General features: G+C 69.8%; 22 protein-coding genes. 16 read left to right on the top strand and 6 right to left on the bottom strand.

The genetic code is table 11. The annotated features are described in order from the left end of the window. Nucleotides 1-180 precede the first annotated feature (180 nt). The gene (locus tag ACZ7M3_RS49440) at nt 181-948 is read left to right on the top strand and encodes a hypothetical protein (protein WP_472072933.1); all 768 of its coding nucleotides are present in this window, start codon (nt 181-183) and stop codon (nt 946-948) included. On the opposite strand, the gene ACZ7M3_RS49435 is transcribed toward ACZ7M3_RS49440, so the two are convergent. Together ACZ7M3_RS49435 and ACZ7M3_RS49430 are read right to left on the bottom strand one after the other, a co-directional pair. Continuing rightward, the gene (locus ACZ7M3_RS49435) at nt 872-2,191 is read right to left on the bottom strand and encodes a D-arabinono-1,4-lactone oxidase (RefSeq protein ID WP_472072931.1); all 1,320 of its coding nucleotides are present in this window, start codon (nt 2,189-2,191) and stop codon (nt 872-874) included. The genes ACZ7M3_RS49440 and ACZ7M3_RS49435 overlap by 77 nt on opposite strands. Next, nucleotides 2,151-3,389, bottom strand: a complete 1,239-nt coding sequence (locus ACZ7M3_RS49430) for an MFS transporter (protein ID WP_472072929.1) — start codon at nt 3,387-3,389, stop codon at nt 2,151-2,153. Before ACZ7M3_RS49430 ends, ACZ7M3_RS49435 begins: the two co-directional genes overlap by 41 nt. 197 nt (nt 3,390-3,586) lie before the next feature. Between ACZ7M3_RS49430 and ACZ7M3_RS49425 the strand changes: the two genes are divergently transcribed. Next, nucleotides 3,587-4,714 (top strand): ferrochelatase, encoded by a 1,128-nt coding sequence (locus ACZ7M3_RS49425; RefSeq protein WP_472072927.1) that lies wholly within the window; start codon nt 3,587-3,589, stop codon nt 4,712-4,714. Nucleotides 4,715-4,722: 8 nt separating this feature from the next. After that, entirely contained in the window at nt 4,723-5,538 is an 816-nt protein-coding gene (locus ACZ7M3_RS49420) for an inositol monophosphatase family protein (protein WP_472072925.1), read from the top strand. Nucleotides 5,539-5,678: 140 nt separating this feature from the next. On the opposite strand, the gene ACZ7M3_RS49415 is transcribed toward ACZ7M3_RS49420, so the two are convergent. Then, nucleotides 5,679-5,852: a hypothetical protein gene (locus ACZ7M3_RS49415; RefSeq protein WP_165854003.1), complete on the bottom strand. Its 174-nt coding sequence runs from the start codon at nt 5,850-5,852 to the stop codon at nt 5,679-5,681. Nucleotides 5,853-6,268: 416 nt separating this feature from the next. Between ACZ7M3_RS49415 and ACZ7M3_RS49410 the strand changes: the two genes are divergently transcribed. The 4 genes from ACZ7M3_RS49410 to ACZ7M3_RS49395 all read left to right on the top strand — a co-directional run bounded on the left by ACZ7M3_RS49410 (nt 6,269) and on the right by ACZ7M3_RS49395 (nt 9,847). Beyond that, entirely contained in the window at nt 6,269-6,922 is a 654-nt protein-coding gene (locus tag ACZ7M3_RS49410) for a response regulator transcription factor (protein WP_010983842.1), read from the top strand. A 6-nt stretch (nt 6,923-6,928) separates the two neighbouring features. Further along, entirely contained in the window at nt 6,929-8,173 is a 1,245-nt protein-coding gene (locus ACZ7M3_RS49405; RefSeq protein ID WP_351312705.1) for a sensor histidine kinase, read from the top strand. Between the two features lie 392 nt (nt 8,174-8,565). Next, nucleotides 8,566-8,862 (top strand): DUF4193 domain-containing protein, encoded by a 297-nt coding sequence (locus tag ACZ7M3_RS49400; protein WP_003997302.1) that lies wholly within the window; start codon nt 8,566-8,568, stop codon nt 8,860-8,862. A 13-nt stretch (nt 8,863-8,875) separates the two neighbouring features. Continuing rightward, nucleotides 8,876-9,847 carry a hypothetical protein gene (locus ACZ7M3_RS49395; protein ID WP_472072922.1) on the top strand — a complete coding sequence of 324 codons (972 nt, stop codon included), beginning with the start codon at nt 8,876-8,878 and terminating at the stop codon, nt 9,845-9,847. 214 nt (nt 9,848-10,061) lie between these two features. On the opposite strand, the gene ACZ7M3_RS49390 is transcribed toward ACZ7M3_RS49395, so the two are convergent. Continuing rightward, the gene (locus ACZ7M3_RS49390; RefSeq protein WP_054229929.1) at nt 10,062-10,523 is read right to left on the bottom strand and encodes a DUF3093 domain-containing protein; all 462 of its coding nucleotides are present in this window, start codon (nt 10,521-10,523) and stop codon (nt 10,062-10,064) included. A 58-nt stretch (nt 10,524-10,581) separates the two neighbouring features. Between ACZ7M3_RS49390 and ACZ7M3_RS49385 the strand changes: the two genes are divergently transcribed. From ACZ7M3_RS49385 to ACZ7M3_RS49345, 9 genes are all read left to right on the top strand, one after another. After that, entirely contained in the window at nt 10,582-11,166 is a 585-nt protein-coding gene (locus ACZ7M3_RS49385; RefSeq protein ID WP_351699664.1) for a PaaI family thioesterase, read from the top strand. Continuing rightward, nucleotides 11,163-11,687, top strand: coding sequence for a dUTP diphosphatase (gene dut / locus ACZ7M3_RS49380; RefSeq protein WP_095852176.1), 525 nt, complete (start codon nt 11,163-11,165; stop codon nt 11,685-11,687). Before ACZ7M3_RS49385 ends, dut begins: the two co-directional genes overlap by 4 nt. Nucleotide 11,688: 1 nt before the next feature. After that, nucleotides 11,689-12,450 carry a DUF3710 domain-containing protein gene (locus ACZ7M3_RS49375; protein WP_054229932.1) on the top strand — a complete coding sequence of 254 codons (762 nt, stop codon included), beginning with the start codon at nt 11,689-11,691 and terminating at the stop codon, nt 12,448-12,450. Nucleotides 12,451-12,642: 192 nt separating this feature from the next. After that, nucleotides 12,643-13,821, top strand: a complete 1,179-nt coding sequence (locus ACZ7M3_RS49370; RefSeq protein WP_472072919.1) for an alginate lyase family protein — start codon at nt 12,643-12,645, stop codon at nt 13,819-13,821. 86 nt (nt 13,822-13,907) lie between these two features. Continuing rightward, nucleotides 13,908-14,606: an ABC transporter ATP-binding protein gene (locus ACZ7M3_RS49365; protein ID WP_472072917.1), complete on the top strand. Its 699-nt coding sequence runs from the start codon at nt 13,908-13,910 to the stop codon at nt 14,604-14,606. A gap of 194 nt (nt 14,607-14,800) precedes the next feature. Beyond that, nucleotides 14,801-17,338: an ATP-binding protein gene (locus tag ACZ7M3_RS49360; protein WP_382003576.1), complete on the top strand. Its 2,538-nt coding sequence runs from the start codon at nt 14,801-14,803 to the stop codon at nt 17,336-17,338. Continuing rightward, on the top strand, nt 17,335-18,018 hold the full coding sequence (locus ACZ7M3_RS49355; protein WP_054237129.1) for a response regulator: 684 nt from the start codon (nt 17,335-17,337) through the stop codon (nt 18,016-18,018). The genes ACZ7M3_RS49360 and ACZ7M3_RS49355 overlap by 4 nt, the downstream gene beginning before the upstream one ends. A 116-nt stretch (nt 18,019-18,134) precedes the next feature. Next, nucleotides 18,135-18,533: an OB-fold nucleic acid binding domain-containing protein gene (locus ACZ7M3_RS49350; RefSeq protein ID WP_095852172.1), complete on the top strand. Its 399-nt coding sequence runs from the start codon at nt 18,135-18,137 to the stop codon at nt 18,531-18,533. 3 nt (nt 18,534-18,536) lie between these two features. Then, a complete protein-coding gene (locus ACZ7M3_RS49345; protein WP_095852171.1) occupies nt 18,537-19,304 on the top strand; it encodes a DUF3159 domain-containing protein in 768 nt (255 codons plus the stop codon). A 111-nt stretch (nt 19,305-19,415) separates the two neighbouring features. On the opposite strand, the gene ACZ7M3_RS49340 is transcribed toward ACZ7M3_RS49345, so the two are convergent. Both ACZ7M3_RS49340 and ACZ7M3_RS49335 read right to left on the bottom strand, forming a co-directional pair. Beyond that, nucleotides 19,416-20,093 (bottom strand): potassium channel family protein, encoded by a 678-nt coding sequence (locus ACZ7M3_RS49340; protein WP_054237132.1) that lies wholly within the window; start codon nt 20,091-20,093, stop codon nt 19,416-19,418. Further along, nucleotides 20,093-20,764 carry a potassium channel family protein gene (locus tag ACZ7M3_RS49335; RefSeq protein ID WP_095852170.1) on the bottom strand — a complete coding sequence of 224 codons (672 nt, stop codon included), beginning with the start codon at nt 20,762-20,764 and terminating at the stop codon, nt 20,093-20,095. Before ACZ7M3_RS49335 ends, ACZ7M3_RS49340 begins: the two co-directional genes overlap by 1 nt. Nucleotides 20,765-20,995 lie beyond the last annotated feature (231 nt).

The raw sequence follows: 20,995 nt of genomic DNA, 5'->3' as shown, positions 1-20,995 counted from the left end.
CGGCACGCCGCCCAACTTCTAGTGAGGGGTGGTAGTTGGCCGTCCACTGTGCCGTATTCGTGACCTTGAAACGTGTTGTACTTCACGTAATCGCCAGAAACGGAACTAAACGTTTCGCCCGTCCGTCCCTTTCTCGTGCAAGCGGTAGAGAAGTACGGGAAAGGCAGGCAAGGTCCGGGGATGCGTGAGAAGTCGGATACGGGCGAGGAACCGGGAGCGAAGGAGGGGGCACCGAGGAGGAAGCGGGTTGACCTGAGTCTTCCGCAAGTGGCGGGCAGCGCCGTGGCCGCGGTGGTGGCGGCCAAACTCGCCTCCTACTTCGGGGTGTACGGGACGATCCTGGGCGCCGGAGTGGTCAGCGCGATCGCCACCTGTGGAGGCACCGTCTTCCAGCACTTCTTCAAGCGCACCGGCGAACAGCTCCGCGATGTCACGGTCCAGGCGAAGCCGAGGCCCGAGCAGGCTCCGGTACCAGGGGCGTTCACCGAAGGCACCGTCTATCGCGCCCGGGTCAGGAGCTGGAAGCGGCCGGTGGTCGCGGCGGCGCTCGTCTTCGGCGTCACGATGGCGGGGATCACGACGTACGAGCTGGTGTCGGGGCAGAGCTTCAGCGGCGACGGCACGAGCACCACCGTCGGTGACGCCCTCAAGGGCAGCGGCTCCGGCTCCAACCTGAGGCCCGGTACGACGCCTTCGAGCGGGTCCTCGTCGAGGGAGCCGTCGGCCACCGACAGCACTTCCGGCACCGAAGACGGCTCCGGCACCGGCGCCACTCGGGGTGACGGCCGTGCCACATCCCCTACGCCGACGCCGAGTTCCAGTGCCGCTTCGCAGGCGCCGGCCGACACCCCGGCGCCCACGGACGGTTCGCCTACGAGCCCAGCACCCGACGCAAGTAGTCGTTCCCAAAGCGGCGATCCGGGTCAAGACGGTCCCGCAGCGCCGTGAACTCGCCGAAGCGCGGATACACCTTCGAGAAGTACTCCGCGTCGCGGGTGTGCACCTTGCCCCAGTGCGGGCGGCCCTCGTGCGCCGTGAAGATCCGCTCGGCCGCGGTGAAGTACGCCTGATAGGGCGTACCCCTGAACATGTGGACGGCGATGTAGGCGCTCTCCTGCCCGGACGCCGTGGAGAGCGCGATGTCGTCCGCGGGGGCCGTGCGCACCTCGACGGGGAAGCTGACCCGCAGGGACGAGCGGTCGACCATCGTCTTCAGCTCGCGCAGCGTCTCGACGAGCGCCTCGCGCGGAACGGCGTACTCCATCTCCACGAAGCGCACCCGGCGCGGTGAAGTGAAGACCTTGTAGGGAATGTCGGTGTAGGTCCGCGCGGACAGCGCCCGGCTGGAGATCTTGGCGATCGTCGGGATGGTGACGGGCGCGGCGCGGCCGACCAGATTGGCCACCTGGAAGACCCCGTTGGAGAGGAACTCGTCCTCGATCCAGCCGCCGATCTGCCCGATCGGCTTCTCGGGGCCGGCGCTGCGGTTGTTGCGCTTGGTGTTGCAGTTGCCGGTGTGCGGGAACCAGTAGAACTCGAAGTGCTCGTTCTCGGTGAAGAGTTCGTCGAAGTCGGCGGTGACCTTGTCGAAGGTCATCGGCTCCTCGCGGGCCGTGAGCAGAAAAATGGGTTCTACGGAGAAGGTGATCGCGGTGACGATCCCCAAGGCGCCGATGCCCACCCGGGCCGCCGCGAAGACATCGGGATTCTCCTCCTCGGAGCAGGTGAGGACCGAACCGTCCGCGGTGACCAGCTCAAGTCCCTTGATCTGCGCGGCGATCGAGGCCGAGTCGCGGCCCGTGCCGTGCGTTCCGGTGCTGGTCGCGCCCGAGACCGTCTGCTCCATGATGTCGCCCATGTTCGTGAGCGACAGCCCCTCGCGCGCGAGAGCCACATTGAGACGCTTGAGCGGGGTGCCCGCCTCGACGGTGACGGTCCCGGCCTCGCGGTCGATCTTGCGGATGCCGGTCAACAGTTGAGGGCGGATCAACACGCCGTCGGTCGCGGCGGCGGCGGTGAAGGAGTGCCCGGTGCCGACGGCTTTGACCCTCAGACCATCGTCTGCCGCCTTGCGTACGGCCGCGGAGAGCTCCTCGACCGAAGCGGGGGCGACCTCCCGTACGGGACGGGCGGTGACGTTCCCCGCCCAGTTACGCCACGTGCCGCTCTTCCCGCTCACTGTGGTGCTCATGGGTCCCCTCCCGCTGCGGAACCGGCCTGCTCAGCCGGCGATACCCGAGGAATCCGACCGCGACCGCGACGGCTCCGGACACCGCCGGAACCCCGTACCCGGCCTTCGCACCGGCGGCGTCGATCACCCAGCCGGCCACGGAGGAGCCGAGCGCGACCCCGACCGCGAGTCCGGTGCTCACCCAGGTCATGCCCTCGGTCAGTTTCGCGCGTGGTACGTGCTGTTCGATGAGGGACATCGTCGTGATCATCGTGGGAGCGATGGACAGGCCCGCAACGAACAGCGCCACGGCCAGAAACGGCAAGTTTCCGACCAGTAGCAGGGGGATCATACTCACGGCCATGGCGCATATGCCCAGCAGCCACCGACGTTCGGGCGTCCCCTTGAAGTGCAGCAGTCCGAACACGGCTCCCGCCGTGCAGGAACCCGCCGCATAGAGGGCCAGAACCACGCTCGCGGCGCCCTTGTGACCCTGCTCCTCCGCGAAGGCCACGGTGACCACGTCCACGGCCCCGAAGATCGCTCCGGTCGCCACGAACGTGGCCACCAGGACCTGGAGTCCGGCCGCGCGCAGCGCCGAACCGCTGGTGTGGTGCTCACGCGGGTGTGGCACGGGCTCGGTCGCGCGCTGGGAGGTCAGCCAGAAGACGCCCACCGCCAGGAAGCAGGCGGCGAGCAGGGGCCCGGCTTCCGGGAACCACACCGTGGACAGGCCGATGGAGAAGATCGGCCCGAAGATGAAGCAGATCTCGTCCACCACGGACTCGAACGAGTACGCGGTGTGCAACTGCGGGGTGCCTCCGTAGAGGGCCGCCCAGCGGGCCCGGATCATCGCGCCGATGCTCGGGACACAGCCGATCCCGGCCGCGCAGACGAACAGCACCCAGTCCGGCCACTCGAAGCGCGCGGCCAGCAGCAGCCCGGCGGCCGCCGCGAGCGCGAACAGGGTGACGGGGCGCAGCACCCGCCGCTGGCCGTGCCGGTCCACCATCCGGGAGACCTGTGGGCCCATCGCCGCGGCCGCGAGCGCCATGGTCGCCGACAGCGCGCCCGCGAGCCCGTACCGCCCGGTGAGCTGGGAGATCATCGTCACCACGCCGATGCCCATCATCGACAGGGGCATCCGGCCGAGGAAACCCGCGGCGGAGAAGCCCTTGGAGCCGGGGGCGGCGAACAGGGCGCGGTACGGGCTGGGCACGAAGGGTCTCCGGTGGGCTCGGCCCGGCCGCACGGTCACCGCGTGCGGTCGGACTCCGGTAAGGCGTGTAGATGGCCGATACAGCTTACGGGTTAGGGGACCCTAATGCACTCCCTCGCATGCTCCCCGATTCCGCTTGTCATGTGTGTCATGTGGCTGTTGTCCGGCTGTCAGCGACGGATGGCAGGATCGGACACATGCCAGATGTGCTCGATGCGACCCCCTACGACGCCCTGCTCCTGCTCTCGTTCGGCGGCCCCGAAGGCCCGGACGACGTGGTTCCGTTCCTGGAGAACGTGACGCGGGGGAGAGGCATCCCCAAGGAACGGCTGAAGGAAGTGGGGCAGCACTACTTCCTGTTCGGCGGGGTCAGCCCGATCAACGAGCAGAACCGTGCCCTGCTCGACGCCCTCCGCAAGGACTTCGCGGACCACGGCCTGGACCTGCCCGTGTACTGGGGCAACCGCAACTGGGCGCCGTACCTCACCGACACCTTGCGCGAGATGGTCGCCGACGGTCGCCGCCGCGTCCTCGTCCTCGCCACCAGCGCGTACGCCTCGTACTCGGGCTGCCGGCAGTACCGCGAGGACCTCGCCGGCGCCCTGGCGGCCCTGGAGGCCGAGGGCCTGGAGCTGCCGAAGATCGACAAGCTGCGGCACTACTTCAACCACCCCGGCTTCGTCGAGCCCATGATCGAGGGCGTCCTGAAGTCCCTCGCCCAGCTCCCCGAGGACGTACGGGCGGGCGCGCACCTCGCCTTCACCACGCACTCCATCCCCACCGCCGCCGCCGACACCTCCGGTCCGGCCGAGGACCACGGCGACGGCGGCGCCTACGTCAAGCAGCACCTGGACGTGGCGAAGCTGATCGCCGACGCCGTGCGCGAGGAGACCGGGATCGAGCACCCCTGGCAGCTCGTGTACCAGTCGCGCTCCGGCGCCCCGAGCATCCCGTGGCTCGAGCCCGACATCTGCGACCACCTGGAGGAGCTGCACGGGGCCGGGGTCCCGGCCGTCGTGATGGCCCCCATCGGGTTCGTCTCGGACCATATGGAGGTGCTGTACGACCTCGACACGGAGGCGACCGCCAAGGCGGAGGAGCTGGGGCTGCCCGTGCGCCGCTCGGCCACCGTGGGCGCCGACCCCCGCTTCGCCGCGGCGATCCGCGACCTCGTCCTGGAGCGCGCCGCGACAGAGAACGGGCTGCAGGTGACACCCTGCGCCCTGGGCGCGCTCGGCGCGAGCCACGGCCTGTGCCCTGTGGGCTGCTGCCCGGCCCGCGCCCCCAAGCCCGCCGCCGCGGGCGCCGACAGCCCGTACGCCTGAGGAGCCCCTTGATCGAGCCCCTGCACACCGAACTGCTCCAGCTCGCCCACGACGCCGCCCGCCGCGCGGGCGAGCTGCTGCGGGACGGACGCCCGGCGGACCTCAGGGTCGCCGCCACCAAGTCCAGCCCGATCGACGTCGTCACCGAGATGGACATCGCCGCCGAGAAGCTGATCACCGACCTGATCTCCCAGCACCGCCCCCACGACGGCTTCCTCGGCGAGGAGGGCGCCTCCAGCGAAGGCACCAGCGGTATCCGCTGGGTCGTCGACCCGCTCGACGGCACGGTGAACTACCTCTACGGGCTGCCGACCTGGGCGGTGTCCATCGCGGCCGAACAGAACGGCGAGACCGTCGTCGGAGTCGTCGCGGCACCGATGCGCGGCGAGACCTACAGCGCCGTGCGCGGCAGGGGTGCCCGGGCCACCGGGGCCTGGGTCGGCGAGCGCCGGCTGGCCTGCCGCCCGTCGCCGCCCCTGGATCAGGCCCTGGTCTCGACCGGCTTCAACTACGTGACCGAGGTCAAGGTCCACCAGGCCGAGGTCGCCCACCGGCTGATCCCCCTGCTGCGCGACATCCGGCGCAGCGGTTCGGCGGCCGTCGACCTGTGCGACGTCGCCGCGGGCCGCCTCGACGGCTACTACGAGCGCGGCCTGCATCCCTGGGACCTCGCGGCGGGTGACCTGATCGCCCGTGAGGCGGGTGCCCTGACCGGTGGACGCCCCGGAGAGCGCCCCGGGGGCGATCTGGCGGTCGCGGCATCCCCGGGCGTCTTCGAGCCTCTCCAGCGGCTTCTGGAGGAGTTCGGCGCCTGGCACGACTGAGGACACCCACCGTTCCCGGTACGTACGGCACCACCCGCTGTTCCCGGTGCGTACAGCGGCTACGGAATTCGGTACGCACAACAACGGAGCGGGGCCCCGGCACTGGATCGATGCCGGGGCCCCGCTCTCGTACGAACTGCTCAGACGCGCGACGCGCCGACCTCCACACCGTGCTCGGCGGCAAGGCGGCGCAGGTCCTCGAGCTCGGCCTGCTCGACCTCCGCGAGGAAGTCGTCGCCTGTTTCGCGAGCCCGCGTCAGGTCGGACTCGGTCGCCCTTATGCGCTGCAGAAGTCCTGCGGTGAATGCGTCCATGCTGCGCCCCCTCGTCCTGGGTCGTGGGTCGGTGGCACGGGGGTGTGCCGTTGGGAAGGGGCGATCACGTCTCCAGAGGGTGCCCAGCGCTGCCCGGGCTGGGCGGCGACGGTGCCGGACACCCACGCCCGCTCTGCGGAAGCGGTTGGACGTACCACAAGGTGGCTTGCCACATGCAGAGCGTGATCGCGGGGTGTAAAGCCGTCCTCCCCCCGCTCCCTTCCGTGGAAACCTCAACCCGACGAGAAAATCTCGTATTCCCGGGCCCCGAGACCGTCGTACCGGTCGCCTCTCACCCGTCTTACAGCCGGTTTATGGCCGAAAAGGGCAGGATGGAGGCCATACCCATGACAGACCCCCCTGCCCACGTGTGCCGAAGAGGCGCTACGCGGGTGGACAGAGGAAGGACAAGCGACGTGCGCGTACTCGTCGTCGAGGACGAGCAGCTGCTCGCCGATGCGGTGGCCACCGGACTGCGCCGGGAGGCCATGGCCGTCGACGTCGTGTACGACGGTGCGGCCGCCCTGGAGCGCATCGGCGTCAACGACTACGACGTGGTCGTCCTCGACCGCGACCTCCCGCTCGTGCACGGCGACGACGTCTGCCGCAAGATCGTCGAGCTCGGCATGCCCACGCGCGTGCTGATGCTCACCGCCTCCGGCGACGTCAGCGACCGTGTCGAGGGCCTGGAGATCGGCGCCGACGACTACCTCCCCAAGCCGTTCGCGTTCAGCGAGCTGACGGCACGCGTGCGTGCTCTCGGGCGTCGTACGAGCGTGCCGCTGCCGCCCGTCCTGGAGCGCGCCGGGATCAAGCTCGACCCCAACCGGCGCGAGGTCTTCCGCGACGGCAAGGAGGTCCAGCTCGCGCCCAAGGAGTTCGCCGTCCTGGAGGTGCTGTTGCGCAGTGAGGGCGCCGTCGTCTCCGCCGAGCAGCTCCTGGAGAAGGCCTGGGACGAGAACACGGACCCCTTCACCAATGTCGTCCGCGTCACCGTCATGACCCTGCGCCGCAAGCTCGGGGAGCCCCCGGTCATCGTCACCGTGCCCGGCTCCGGCTACCGGATCTGACCGGCGGTGGCCACGACTCCCGCGCCCCCCACGGCGCCTCCGAAGCCGACCTGGGACCCCAGAAGGGCGGAGCCTCCGTTCCCCTGGCTGCGCCCGACCATCCGCATACGGCTCACGCTGCTGTACGGCGGCATGTTCCTGATCGCCGGCATCATGCTGCTGTCGATCATCTATCTGCTCGCGGCGCAGGCCCTGAACACGGGCGCGGAGCCGCTCTTCAGGATCGCCGGCGGCACCGACATCAAGGTCACCAGCGACAACTGCCCCGCGGTCAACTCGGGCCTGTCGCTGGACGCCTTCAATGCCGCGATCAGCCACTGCATCGACGTCCAGCGCCAGTCCGCCCTGGACAACCTGCTCAGCCGCTCCCTGCTCGCCCTGCTCGGCCTCGCGATCATCGCCTTCGCCTTCGGCTACGCGATGGCGGGCCGCGTCCTGTCGCCGCTCGGCCGGATCACCCGCACCGCGCGCGCGGTGGCGGGCTCGGACCTGTCCCGGCGGATCGAGCTGGACGGCCCCGACGACGAGCTGAAGGAGCTGGCGGACACCTTCGACGACATGCTGGAGCGGCTGCAGCGGGCCTTCACCGCCCAGCAGCGGTTCGTCGGCAACGCCTCGCACGAACTGCGCACCCCGCTCGCGATCAACCGCACGCTCCTCGAAGTGCACCTGTCCGACCCCGGAGCCCCGGTGGAGCTCCAGCAGCTCGGCAAGACGCTGCTCGCCACCAACGAGCGCAGCGAGCAGCTCGTCGAGGGCCTGCTGCTGCTCGCGCGCAGCGACAACCAGATCGTCGAGCGCAAGCCCGTGGACCTCGCCGAGGTCGCCACACAGGCCGTCGACCAGGTGCACGCCGAGGCCGCGGCCAAGGGCGTGGCGATCCGCGGGGAGCGCGCCGCGGCGGTCGTCCAGGGCAACGGCGTCCTGCTGGAGCGGATCGCCCTGAACCTCGTCCAGAACGCGGTGCGGTACAACGTGCCGGAGGACGGCTGGGTCGAGGTCACGACGCAGGTTCAGCACGGCCAGGCGGTACTGGTGGTCACGAACACGGGTCCGGTGGTTCCCGCGTACGAGATCGACAATCTTTTTGAGCCTTTTAGGCGGCTGCGCACGGAGCGCACGGGCAGCGACAAGGGCGTGGGCCTCGGCCTTTCCATCGCCCGGTCGGTGGCCCGCGCACACGGGGGCCATATCGCGGCAGAGCCGCGCGAGGGGGGTGGGCTCGTGATGCGCGTCACCCTGCCGATCTGAGAACATGTCGCGGACACGCGGCGATGTTCGCTTTGCGCGGAATTTTCTGGTCGCCCATCCGGGAGACTCGTGTGTGATCGATCACAAGGGCGAATTTCCGGCCATCTACTCTCCGTGGTCACGCAGGCTGTCGTAAAGCCGGGAAAATCCGGGTTTTCGGGGGTCTAGATCACGGGAAGTACACGGTGGGACGCCTTTGAAGTGGGCCCTTCGGACCGTGTACGGTCCGCATCGCCATCCAAGCCGATCACTCATGAGGAGTCCGGTTGGGTGTCGATTGAGTAACAGACCTTGATGTGAGGCAAAATCTCCGCCTCAGGTCGGGCACAAGTCCGGCCTCTCACGCGTTACGTGCGCTGAGACACCGCAGACACCCAGAGGGGGAGAGCGACATGGCAACGGATTACGACACCCCACGCAAGACCGACGACGACGTCGACTCGGACAGCCTTGAAGAACTGAAGGCTCGCCGGAACGACAAGTCGACGTCGTCGGTCGACGTAGATGAGTTCGAGGCCGCAGAAGGCCTGGAGCTGCCCGGAGCCGACCTCTCGAACGAGGAGCTGGCCGTCCGGGTGCTGCCCAAGCAGCAGGACGAGTTCACTTGCATGAGCTGCTTCCTGGTGCACCACCGCAGCCAGCTGGCCCGCGAGAAGAACGGTCAGCCGATCTGCCGCGACTGCGACTGAGGCAGGGTCGGCCGTGACTGGCTCGACCCCACCTTGGAAGCGCCGCTTCCCTTCACGGGCAGCGGACGAAGGGCCCTCAGACGGCCCTGAAGGCGTGCGTGACGACGAGCGGGGCTCTTCCCGACCAGGATCAGCCTCGCTCGAGCGGGCGCCCGCCACAGCGCCGACAGGCGCCTTCGAGCGGGCCGGCGAGGTGAAGCCGGCCGACGATCCGGAACCGTCCGACGGTTCGGTTCCGGCGGACGTCGCCGTTCCCGCCACCGGCCGCCGTGCGGCCGGCCTTCGGGACGGGGTCAGAAAGGGCGTCCAGAAGGGCGGCAACAGGGCCAAGGCGGGCCTGGCCCACCTCGCCGACCGGATCATCGACATCGCGCCGCGCGTCCCCGTGCGGGACCTCGCGACCCTCCGCAGGCAGTTCCCGGGACTCACCCCCGAACAGCTCGCGGACAAGCTCGTCGCGGGTGCGGCCAACGCGACGTCCACGGTGGGCGCCGGGATCGGTGCCGCCGCGATGCTGCCGGTGCCGCCCGCGATGCCGACCGAGCTGGCCGCGGAGATCACCGGCGTCGCCGCGATCGAGCTGAAGCTGATCGCCGAGCTCCACGAGGTCTACGGCCTGCGGCCGCCGGGCAACCTCAAACAGCGCAGTACCGGGTATCTGAACTCCTGGTCCTCCGAGCGCGGGATCGACGTGACCAAACCGTCGACGATCAACGCCGCGTTGGGCGGCCAGATGAAGCGTGAGCTGCGCCAGCAGATCATGAAACGCATGGTCCGGGATCTGCCGAACCTGATGCCGTTCATGGTGGGCGCGGCGGTGGGGGCGGTCATGAACCGCCGGGACACCAAACGCCTGGCGGCGCGTATCCGCAAGGACCTGCGCAAGTCCCAGGTGCCGTGGGACGCGCTTGCGGAGCTGCCGCCCCTGGAGAAGCCGGCGGATCCCCTGCGGATCGGGGAGATCCCCAAGGAACTGGGGCACTGAGCCCCGCCCGGCACCGGCCGCCCGCCGAGTCGAGACGAGCGGCGGGGCAGGGGTTCACCGGTTCGTGGGAGTCACCGGCTCGTGGTGGGCCGGGAGCACCGGATGCGGAGGCGCACTGCCCGTGGAGCGGTGTGCGCCGGTGCGTAACCGCTACGCGAAGGCGCACCGGCGCGCGCCGTGGTGGTGCGGGGCGCGACTCCTTCTTCGCAGCGGGCTACGCCGTGGCCCGAGCCGCATCGAGCGCCGCGATCAGGCGCTCCGGCTCCCTCGTCGACAGGTACAGGTACGGCGTGGGGTCGGCCGGGTCGGTGACCTGGACGCGGAGGGCCGTGGGGATGTACGCGCGCAGGAGCATGAAGGCGCGCGGATCCGCCTTGTACGTGCGCCAGGCGCGCGCCTCCTCCTGGTCCATGATCTCCGCGTCGCCCAGGGCCGCGACCGGGATCTTTGCCTCGCCCGCGATCAGGGAGTCACCGACGACCCGGATGCGGATCGACCCGTACGCGCTCGCCACGACCGCCGAGACCGCGGTGCCGCCGACCAGCGCGCCCAGCAGCGGAAGCGTGCCGAAGGGGAGGAAGACCAGGGCCATCGCTATCCCGATCAGGAAGCAGATCGCCCACCAGCTGCGGGGGGCGGTGAGGCGTTCTTCGTACGGGGAGGCGGAGAGCTGCATGAAGCCAAGCTTGGCACGGTGCGAAGACTTGGTGGACGCGCGGGTAAGGTCTGCGGCTGTGAGTCGTACTTCCGCAGCTCTGAAGCCTCCCGCCGACGCCGTCGCGCCGGTGCGGCACCCCGACGCGCCCGCCCCCGGTGAGCTCCTCGGCGCCCACTACGAACAGTGTTTCGGGTGTGGTGGGGAGCAGTCGCACGGACTGCACCTGGAGGCCCGCGCGGGGGAGGGCGTCACCGTCACGGCGGAGTTCACGGTACGGCCCGCCCATCAGGGCGCCCCGGGCCTCGCCCACGGCGGAGTGCTCGCGACCGCCCTCGATGAGACGCTCGGCTCGCTGAACTGGCTGCTGCGCACCATCGCGGTCACCGGCCGCCTGGAGACCGACTTCGTCCTGCCCGTCCCCGTGGACACGGTGCTGTACCTGGAGGCCGAGGTCACGGCGGTGGCCGGCCGCAAGATCTACTCGACCGCCACCGGGCGGATCGGTGGCCCCGACGGGCCCGTCGCCGTTCGCGCGGACGCCCTCTTCGTCGAGGTCAAGGTCGACCACTTCATCGACAACGGCCGCCCGGAGGAGATCCGGGCCGCCATGAACGAACCGGACCAGATCCGCCGTGTCCGTGCCTTCGAGGTGAACCCGTGACCCGCGAGCCCCGTCAAGAACTCGCCGTGCTGATCCGCCGCGTCGACCCGGACGTACCGCTTCCCGAGTACGCGCAGCCCGGTGACGCGGGAGCCGATCTGCGTACCACCGAGAGCCGTGAACTGAAGCCGGGCGAGCGCGCCGTACTGCCCACGGGTGTGTCCATCGCGCTGCCCGAGGGGTACGCGGCCTTCGTGCACCCGCGTTCCGGGCTTGCCGCCCGCTGCGGTGTCGCCCTCGTGAATGCCCCGGGGACGGTTGATGCCGGGTACCGTGGGGAGATCAAGGTGATCGTGGTGAATCTCGACCCGCACGAGTCGGTGCGGTTCGAGCGCTTCGACCGGATTGCTCAACTGGTCGTCCAGCAGGTCGAGAAGGTCCGCTTCCAGGAGGTCGCGGAACTTCCCGACTCGGCGCGGGCCGCAGGGGGCTTCGGGTCCACTGGCGGTCATGCCGCCGTGGGCGGCACAACGGGTGGGAATCGATACGCTTCGGTCGTATCCGACCGGGAAGGACAGTGACGTGTTCGGACGTCGCAAGAAGGGCAGTGCCGCCGAGGACGCGGCGGGCGAGGCCGAGCAGGTCGTCGACAGTGTCGACACTGAGGCGGACGAGGCGGAGCGGGAGCGCGTGAGGCTCGAGCCGGAGCCGCGGCCCGACGGACCCTGGGACGACTCGGAGGTGCGGGACCCCGCCGAGGGCCGCGTGGACCTGGGTGGTCTCTTCGTGCCCGGAGTCGACGGCATGGAGCTGCGGGTCGAGGTCGCGGGGGACGCGATCGTCGCGGCCACCGTCGTCCTCAAGGACAGCGCCATCCAGCTGCAGGCCTTCGCCGCCCCCAAGCGTGAGGGCATCTGGGGCGAGGTGCGCGAGGAGATCGCCACCGGCATCACCCAGCAGGGCGGTGTCATCGACGAGGTCGAGGGCCCGCTGGGCTGGGAGCTGCGGGCGCAGGTGCCGGTGCAGCTGCCGGACGGCACGGGTGGTTTCCAGGTCGTGCGGTTCGTCGGCGTGGACGGGCCCCGCTGGTTCCTGCGTGGAGTGATCTCCGGGCAGGGCGCCGTGCAGCCGCAGGCCGCGGGCCTGCTGGAGCAGATCTTCCGGGACACGGTCGTCGTACGTGGCGAGGGTCCGATGGCCCCGCGCGACCCGATCGTCCTGAAGCTGCCGAACGACGCGCAGATGGTGCCCGAGGGTGTCCAGCAGGAGGAGCAGAGCGGTTCCCGCTTCTCCGGAGGCATGGGACAACTGCAGCGCGGACCGGAGATCACCGAGGTCCGTTAGCCGCCGCTCGCGGAACGCTCCGCGGGCAGAACAACCGTACGGATTCAAAGGGCCGCACCCCTCGACGGGGTGCGGCCCTTCCTCGTGCGCGATCCCTTGACGGGCAGTTGGTCTGTACCTATGGTCTCGGCCCAGCGCCTATGTTCATGCAGGCGCTCATCGTTCACATACGAGAACGGATGGCCCCCCACCATGCGCCGTACCGCACTCCTCGCCACCGTCACCGCCCTCGTCGCGGGCGCCCTCGTCTGGCCCGCAGCCCGACAGGCCGACGCCGCCCCCGTCACCTTCGCGCACCCCGGAGTCACGGTTTCCAAGAGCCAGCTGGACTTCGCCCGCACCAAGGTCAACGCCGGGGCCCAGCCCTGGAAGGCCGCGTACGACCAGATGATGGCGAGCAAGTACGCCGACCTGAACCGCGTCCCGAAGCCCCGCGCGACCGTGGAGTGCGGCTCCTACTCCAACCCCAACTACGGCTGCACGGACGAGCGCGAGGACGCGATAGCCGCGTACACCGACGCCCTCGCCTGGTACATCACCCGCGACGACCGGTACGCGAAGAAGTCGATCGCCCTGATGGACGCCTGGTCGGCCGTGATCAAGGAGCACACCAACAGCAACGCGCCCCTGCAGACCGGCTGGGCCGGCTCCTCCTGGCCGAAGGCCGCCGAGCTCATCAAGTACACCTACACCGGCACCTGGGCCAACTCCGGCCGCTTCGCGACCATGCTGCGCACCGTCTACCTCCCCGAGGTCATCAACGGCTCCAACTCCAACGGGAACTGGGAACTGTCGATGATGGAGGCCGCCGTCGGCGTCTCCGTCTTCCTCGAGGACCGGACGTCGTACGACAAGGCCATCGCGAAGTTCCGGACCCGTACGGCCGCGTACATCTACCTCTCCTCCGACGGCGCCCTGCCCAAGACCGTGCCGAGCCAGAACCTCGACACCACCGCGAAGATCGTCAACTACTGGCAGGGGCAGTCCACCTTCGTCACCGGGCTCACTCAGGAGACCTGCCGCGACTTCACGCACACCGGCTACGGCATCTCGGCCATCTCGCACATCGCCGAGACCAGCCGGATCCAGGGCGAGGACCTGTACGGCACCGACGTCGGCGAGCGGCTGCGGCAGGCGCTCGGATTCCAGTCGAAGTACCAGCTGGGCGAAGCGGTGCCGAGCTGGCTGTGCGGTGGTTCCCTCACCCTCGGGCTGGGTCCGGTGACCGAGACCGGCTACAACGCCCTGCACAACCGCCTGGGCATCGCCATGACCAACACCCAGAAGCTGACCGAGCAGAACCGGCCGTCCGGCAGCAACAACCTCTTCGTCGCCTGGGAGACTCTCACCGACGGGGACAACCCCAACTGACGCCCTCTCCGGCCGGGCGCCCCGGTGCCGTCACCGGGCCGCCCGAACGGCGGGGGAGACAATCGCCCGGCGGACCGGGGAGGGACATGAGCCAGGTCGAGGTCGCCACGAAGACCATGGTGCGCGTCGAGAACGTGCATCGCTGGTACGGCGGTGGAGCCGCCGTCGTACCAGTGCTGCGCGGAGTCTCCTTCGACGTGCCACGCGGCGAACTCGTCGCCCTCACCGGCAGCCCCGGGTCCGGCAGGACCACACTCCTCAACCTGGTCGGCGGGCTCGACGAACCGGACGCGGGGCGGATCACCGTCGACGGGCTCGCACTGGAGGGGCTCGGCGAGGACGGCCTGCTGGAGCTGCGCCGGGACCGGATCGGCTTCGTCTTCCAGCCCCTCGAACTCATCCCGCTGCTCACGGTCGCCGAGAACGTCGGTGTGCCGCTGCGGCTGCGCGGGGTCGCGGAGCACGCGCGCGAGGAGCGGATCGCGCGGCTGCTCTCCCTCGTCGGGCTCACCGACCACGCGGCGCGCCGACCCGGGGAGCTCACGGGCGGGCAGCAACAGCGCGTGGCGATCGCGCGCGCCCTCGCGGGCGACCCCGTGCTCCTCGTCGCCGACGAGTTCGCGGCGGGACTCGACGCGGGGACCGGCCGTGCCCTGATGGAGCTGCTGCACACGCTCGTCCGCAGCGAACAGGTGACGGCCCTGGTCGCCCCCTCCAGGGCGATCCCGCTCGACCCGGCCGATCGGGTCCTGGAGCTGTGCGAGGGAGGGATCGTCGAGCACTGAGCCGTGTGTCGGGCCGAGCAGGGCCCGGACCAGCACATCAGGGTCGTGCCGACCAGCGCATCCGGGTTGTGTCAACTGATGCATCAGGGTTGCGTCAAAGACGGCCGTCGACCGACTTCCCGCCCCATTTGTCGAGATTGTTGGCCGTAAGGTCGACGCTGCGTATACAGCGGTGACAGGAAGACAATGGGGCCATGGGACGCGGCAAGCTTCGGATCTACCTCGGTGCGGCACCGGGCGTCGGCAAGACGTACGCGATGCTCTCCGAGGCGCACCGCCGGGTGGAGCGTGGCACCGACTGCGTCGTCGCCTTCGTGGAGCACCACAACCGGCCGCGCACCGAGGTGATGCTGCACGGCCTGGAGCAGATTCCGCGCAAGCAGCTCGACTACCGCGGCTCCGTCTTCACCGAGATGGACGTGGACGCCGTACTGCTGCGCGCCCCGGCCGTCGCCCTGGTGGACGAACTCGCGCACACCAATGTCCCCGGCTCCCGCAACGCCAAGCGCTGGCAGGACGTCGAGGAGCTCCTCGCCGCCGGGATCGACGTCGTCTCGACCGTCAACATCCAGCACCTGGAGTCACTGGGCGACGTCGTCGAGTCCATCACGGGCGTACGGCAGCGCGAGACCGTCCCGGACGAGGTCGTACGGCGGGCGGACCAGATCGAGCTGGTCGACATGTCGCCGCAGGCGCTGCGTCGCCGTATGGCGCACGGCAACATCTACAAGTCCGACAAGGTCGACGCGGCCCTGTCCAACTACTTCCGCCCCGGCAATCTGACCGCGCTGCGCGAGCTCGCCCTGCTGTGGGTGGCCGACCGGGTCGACGAGTACCTGACCGAGTACCGCAGCGAGCACCGGGTCTCGAAGATCTGGGGTTCGCGGGAGCGGATCGTGGTGGGGCTGACCGGCGGTCCGGAGGGACGCACACTGATCCGCCGGGCCGCCCGGCTCGCGGAGAAGGGCGCGGGCGGCGAGGTCATGGCCGTCTACATAGCCCGCAGTGACGGCCTGACCTCCGCCTCGCCCAAGGAACTGGCGGTCCAGCGCACGCTGGTGGAGGACCTGGGCGGCACCTTCCACCACGTCATCGGGGAAGACATACCGGTCGCGCTGCTCGACTTCGCGCGCGGGGTGAACGCCACCCAGATCGTGCTCGGCTCCTCGCGCCGCAAGACCTGGCAGTACGTCTTCGGGCCCGGCGTCGGCGCCACCGTCGCCCGGGAGTCGGGCCCCGACCTCGACGTCCACATCGTCACCCACGGCGAGGTCGCCAAGGGGCGCGGACTGCCGGTCGCCCGGGGCGCGCGGCTCGGCCGGTCCCGGATCATCTGGGGCTGGCTGGTCGGAGTCGGCGGCCCGGTGGTGCTGGCCGTCCTGCTGAACACCGTCGACCTCGGCCTCGCCAACGACATGCTGCTGTTCCTGACCGTGACGGTCGCGGCGGCGCTGCTCGGCGGGCTCTTGCCGGCCCTCGCCTCGGCGGCCTTCGGCTCGCTGCTGCTGAACTACTACTACACGCCGCCGCTGCACCGGCTGACGATCGCCGACCCGAAGAACATCGTCGCCATCGCGATCTTCGTCGGGGTCGCCGTCTCCGTGGCCTCCGTCGTGGACCTCGCCGCCCGGCGTACGCACCAGGCGGCCCGGCTGCGCGCCGAGTCGGAGATCCTCTCCTTCCTCGCGGGCAGCGTGCTGCGCGGCGAGACCAGCCTGGAGGCCCTGCTGGAACGGGTCCGGGAGACCTTCGGCATGGAGTCGGTCGCCCTGCTGGAGCGGGCCGGTGACGTCGACCCGTGGACGTGCGCGGGCAGCGTGGGCCCCCAGTCGCCGAAGCGGCCCGAGGACGCGGACGTGGACATGCCGGTCGGCGACCACATGGCGCTCGCGCTCTCCGGACGCGTCCTGCCCGCCTCCGACCGCCGGGTGCTCGCCGCCTTCGCCGCCCAGGCCGCGGTCGTCCTGGACCGCCAGCGCCTCCAGCACGAGGCCGACCAGGCCAAGGAGCTGGCCGAGGGCAACCGCATCCGCACCGCGCTGCTGGCCGCCGTGAGCCACGACCTGCGGACCCCGCTGGCCGCGATCAAGGCCGCCGTGTCCTCGCTGCGCTCCGACGACGTGGCCTGGTCGGAAGAGGACCAGGCGGAACTCCTGGAGGCGATCGAGGAGGGCGCCGACCGGCTCGACCACCTCGTGGGAAACCTGCTCGACATGTCCCGCCTGCAGACCGGCACGGTCACCCCGCTGATCCGCGAGATCGACCTCGACGAGGTGGTCCCGATGGCACTGGGCGGCGTACCCGAGGGCAGTGCCGAGCTGGACATCCCCGAGACGCTGCCCATGGTCGCCGTCGACCCCGGTCTGCTGGAGCGCGCGGTCGCCAACCTCGTCGAGAACGCCGTCAAGTACAGCCCCACCGACGAACCGGTCCTGGTGTCCGCGAGCGCCATGGCGAACCGGGTGGAGGTACGGGTGGTGGACCGCGGCCCCGGAGTCCCCGACGAGGCCAAGGACCGCATATTCGCGCCCTTCCAGCGCTACGGCGACGCTCCCCGCGGCGCGGGCGTCGGCCTCGGCCTCGCGGTCGCCCGCGGCTTCGCCGAGGCGATGGGCGGCACACTGAACGCCGAGGACACGCCTGGCGGCGGACTCACCATGGTGCTCACGGTGCGGGCGGTGGACAGGCTGCCCGACCTGGCCACAGCAACAGCAGAAAGGCAGGCTTCATGACCAGGGTGCTCGTGGTCGACGACGAGCCGCAGATTGTACGTGCCCTCGTGATCAACCTGAAGGCACGGCACTACGAGGTCGACGCGGCCGCCGACGGCGCCGGCGCGCTCCAGCTCGCCGCCGCCCGCCATCCCGATGTCGTCGTTCTCGACCTCGGGCTGCCCGACATGGACGGCGTAGAGGTGATCAAGGGGCTGCGCGGCTGGACCCGGGTGCCGATCCTGGTGCTCTCGGCCCGGCACTCCTCGGACGAGAAGGTCGAGGCGCTCGACGCGGGCGCCGACGACTACGTCACCAAGCCCTTCGGCATGGACGAACTGCTGGCCCGGCTGCGCGCCGCCGTGCGCCGCGCGGAGCCGACCGGGGGCGGCGAGGACGACGTCGTCGTCGACACCGAGGACTTCACGGTCGACCTGGCCGCCAAGAAGGTCAACCGGGAGGGACGCGACGTACGGCTCACCCCCACGGAGTGGCATCTGCTGGAGGTGCTGGTGCGCAACACCGGCCGCCTGGTCAGCCAGAAACAGCTGCTCCAGGAGGTGTGGGGACCGTCGTACGGCACCGAGACGAACTACCTGCGGGTCTACATGGCGCAGCTGCGCCGCAAGCTGGAGGTGGACCCCTCGCATCCTCGGCACTTCATCACGGAGCCGGGGATGGGATACCGGTTCGAGAAGTAGTCCCAGCGGGAAGGGGTACAGAGCGGGTGGGGATGCAGGAAGTCACACCTGCGCGAAAGAGCACTGGTGGGCGCACTCGTTCATCCGACGTCAGTGCTCCCCGGTACGCTTTCGGTATGAGTGCTGTTCCTCGTTCCGAAAAGCCGGCGGGCCGGTTCCGGCGCATGATCGGCCGGCTTTCCTCGTCCCAGGAGGACCTGGAGTCCGAGGAGCTGCGCGAGGACTCCGAGACCGCGGGCTGTACGCGGATCGGTGACTGCCACGACCGACAGATCGTCACGGTTACTGGTACCTTGCGCACGGTCACTCTGCGCCCGCGGGCCGGAGTCCCGGCCCTGGAGGCCGAGCTGTTCGACGGTTCGGCCGCCCTGGACGTGGTCTGGCTCGGCAGACGCTCCATCGTGGGCATAGAGCCGGGACGTAAGTTGATCGCCTCGGGCCGGATCTCGATGAGCCGGGGCCGTAGGGTGCTGTTCAATCCGAAGTACGAACTCAGACCCCTTGGACGGGAGTAGCCGGTGACGTCGCTCGACAAGCCGACCGAAGACGCCCAGGCCGCCCAGCAGGATGCGCGGGCGGTGACCGAGGCCGCACTCTTCGAGGCGTTCGGCGGCGTGCGGGGCATGGTCGAGACGGTGGTGCCCGGCCTGCTCTTCGTCACCATCTTCACGATCAACAAGAACCTGCACTGGTCGGCGATCGCCGCCCTCGGGGTGTCCCTGCTGCTGGTCGTGGTCCGCCTCGCGATGCGTGACACCGTCAAGCACGCCTTCAGTGGCGTCTTCGGTGTCGCCTTCGGCGTGGTCTTCGCGATGATGACGGGCAACGCCAAGGACTTCTATCTGCCGGGCATGCTCTACACGCTCGGCCTGGCCATCGCCTACATCGTCACGACCCTCGCGGGCGTGCCTCTGATCGGTCTGATCCTCGGCCCGGTCTTCAAGGAGAACCTCTCCTGGCGCACCCGCAACCCCGGCCGCAAGAAGGCGTACGCGAAGGCCAGTTGGGCCTGGGGCCTGATCCTGCTCGCCAAGTGCGCGATCCTCTTCCCGCTCTACTGGTGGGCCAACACCGCGCAACTGGGCTGGGTCCTGATCGCGCTGAAGATCCCGCCCTTCCTCCTCGCCGTCTGGCTGACCTGGGTGTTCCTGGCCAAGGCCCCCGCCCCCATCGACGTGTTCGCCGAGATGGAGGCGGAGGAGCAGGCCGAGAAGGAGCGCAAGGCCGCCCTCGGGAACGAATCCGGCGACGAGGCCACGGCCGGCCGTCACCGCCGCGACGCGTAGCGGTTTCCCGCACGACGTAGCTTCCCGCACCACGCAGTTCCCCGTACGACGTCGGGGGCGCCCGGAGATCTCCGGGCGCCCCCGACGTCGTATCGGAGCTGTCGGAGCCGACTAGCTCGTCGCGTCGTCGCGGCGGACCGAGAGCAGGTCCTCGAGCTGTTCCTCGCGGGCCTGGGCGGCGACGAAGAGAAGTTCGTCGCCCGCCTCCAGCGAGTCCTCCTGGGAGGGCGTGAGGACGCGGGTGCCGCGGATGATCGTGACCAGGGAGGTGTCCTCGGGCCACTCCACGTCGCCGACCTGCGTGCCGGCCAGGGCCGACTCCGGCGGGAGGGTCAGCTCGACCAGGTTCGCGTCGCCGTGGCTGAAGCGCAGCAGCCGGACCAGGTCACCGACGCTCACGGCCTCCTCGACCAGGGCCGACATCAGACGCGGGGTGGAGACCGCCACGTCCACGCCCCAGGCCTCGTTGAACAGCCACTCGTTCTTCGGGTTGTTCACACGGGCGACGACGCGCGGGACGCCGTACTCCGTCTTCGCGAGCAGTGAGACGACCAGGTTGACCTTGTCGTCACCGGTGGCCGCGATGACCACGTTGCAGCGCTGCAGCGCCGCCTCGTCCAGCGAGGTGATCTCGCAGGCGTCGGCGAGCAGCCACTCCGCCTGCGGGACGCGCTCGACCGAGATGGCGGTCGGCGCCTTGTCGATCAGCAGAATCTCGTGCCCGTTCTCCAGGAGCTCGCCCGCGATGGAGCGACCGACGGCACCGGCACCGGCAATGGCGACCCTCATCAGTGACCGCTCTCCTCTTCGGGGCCCTCGGCGAACGACGCCTCGACCTTCTCGACGTCGTCCGTGCGCATCATCACGTGCACCAGGTCGCCCTCCTGCAGCACCGTCTGCGAGGTGGGCAGGATCGCCTCGCCCAGCCGCGTGAGGAAGGCCACACGCACTCCGGTCTCGTCCTGGAGACGGCTGATCTTGTGGCCGACCCAGGCGGAGGAGGCGTGCACCTCGGCGAGCTGCACCCCGCCGGTGGGGTCGCGCCACAGGGGCTCGGCACCCGAAGGGAGCAGCCGCCGCAGCATCTGATCGGCCGTCCAACGGACGGTGGCGACGGTCGGGATGCCCAGGCGCTGGTAGACCTCGGCGCGGCGCGGGTCGTAGATGCGCGCCGCGACGTTCTCGATGCCGAACATCTCGCGGGCCACCCGGGCGGCAATGATGTTCGAGTTGTCACCGCTGGAGACGGCGGCGAAGGCGCCTGCCTCCTCGATGCCCGCTTCGCGCAGGGTGTCCTGGTCGAAGCCGACTCCGGTGACACGACGGCCGCCGAAGCCGGAGCCCAGTCGTCGGAAGGCGGTGGGGTCCTGATCGATCACAGCGACCGTGTGCCCCTGTTGCTCCAGGGTCTGGGCCAGAGCGGAACCCACTCTTCCGCAGCCCATGATGACGATGTGCACGACCGTCCTTCCGAATGTAAATGGTTACGGCTCAGGCTAAACAGGGTCTCAGACCGCCGCCCAAGCTACACACGCGCGGTCGATCAGGGGCACCCTTGTGCACGTTCGCCTGTGCGTTCTCGTGGATCAGTGGCGATTGAAGCTGCGCACGCTGAGAAGAGTCAGGATTCCGAGGCCGACGAGTCCTGCGGTGGCGCCGATGAGCTCAGCGGTCACGTGCATGGAACCTCC

It is taken from the genome of Streptomyces sp. NPDC111656, assembly GCF_055656965.1.
Note: the sequence above shows the minus strand (reverse complement) of the source record. Positions and strands in the feature narration are given on the sequence as shown.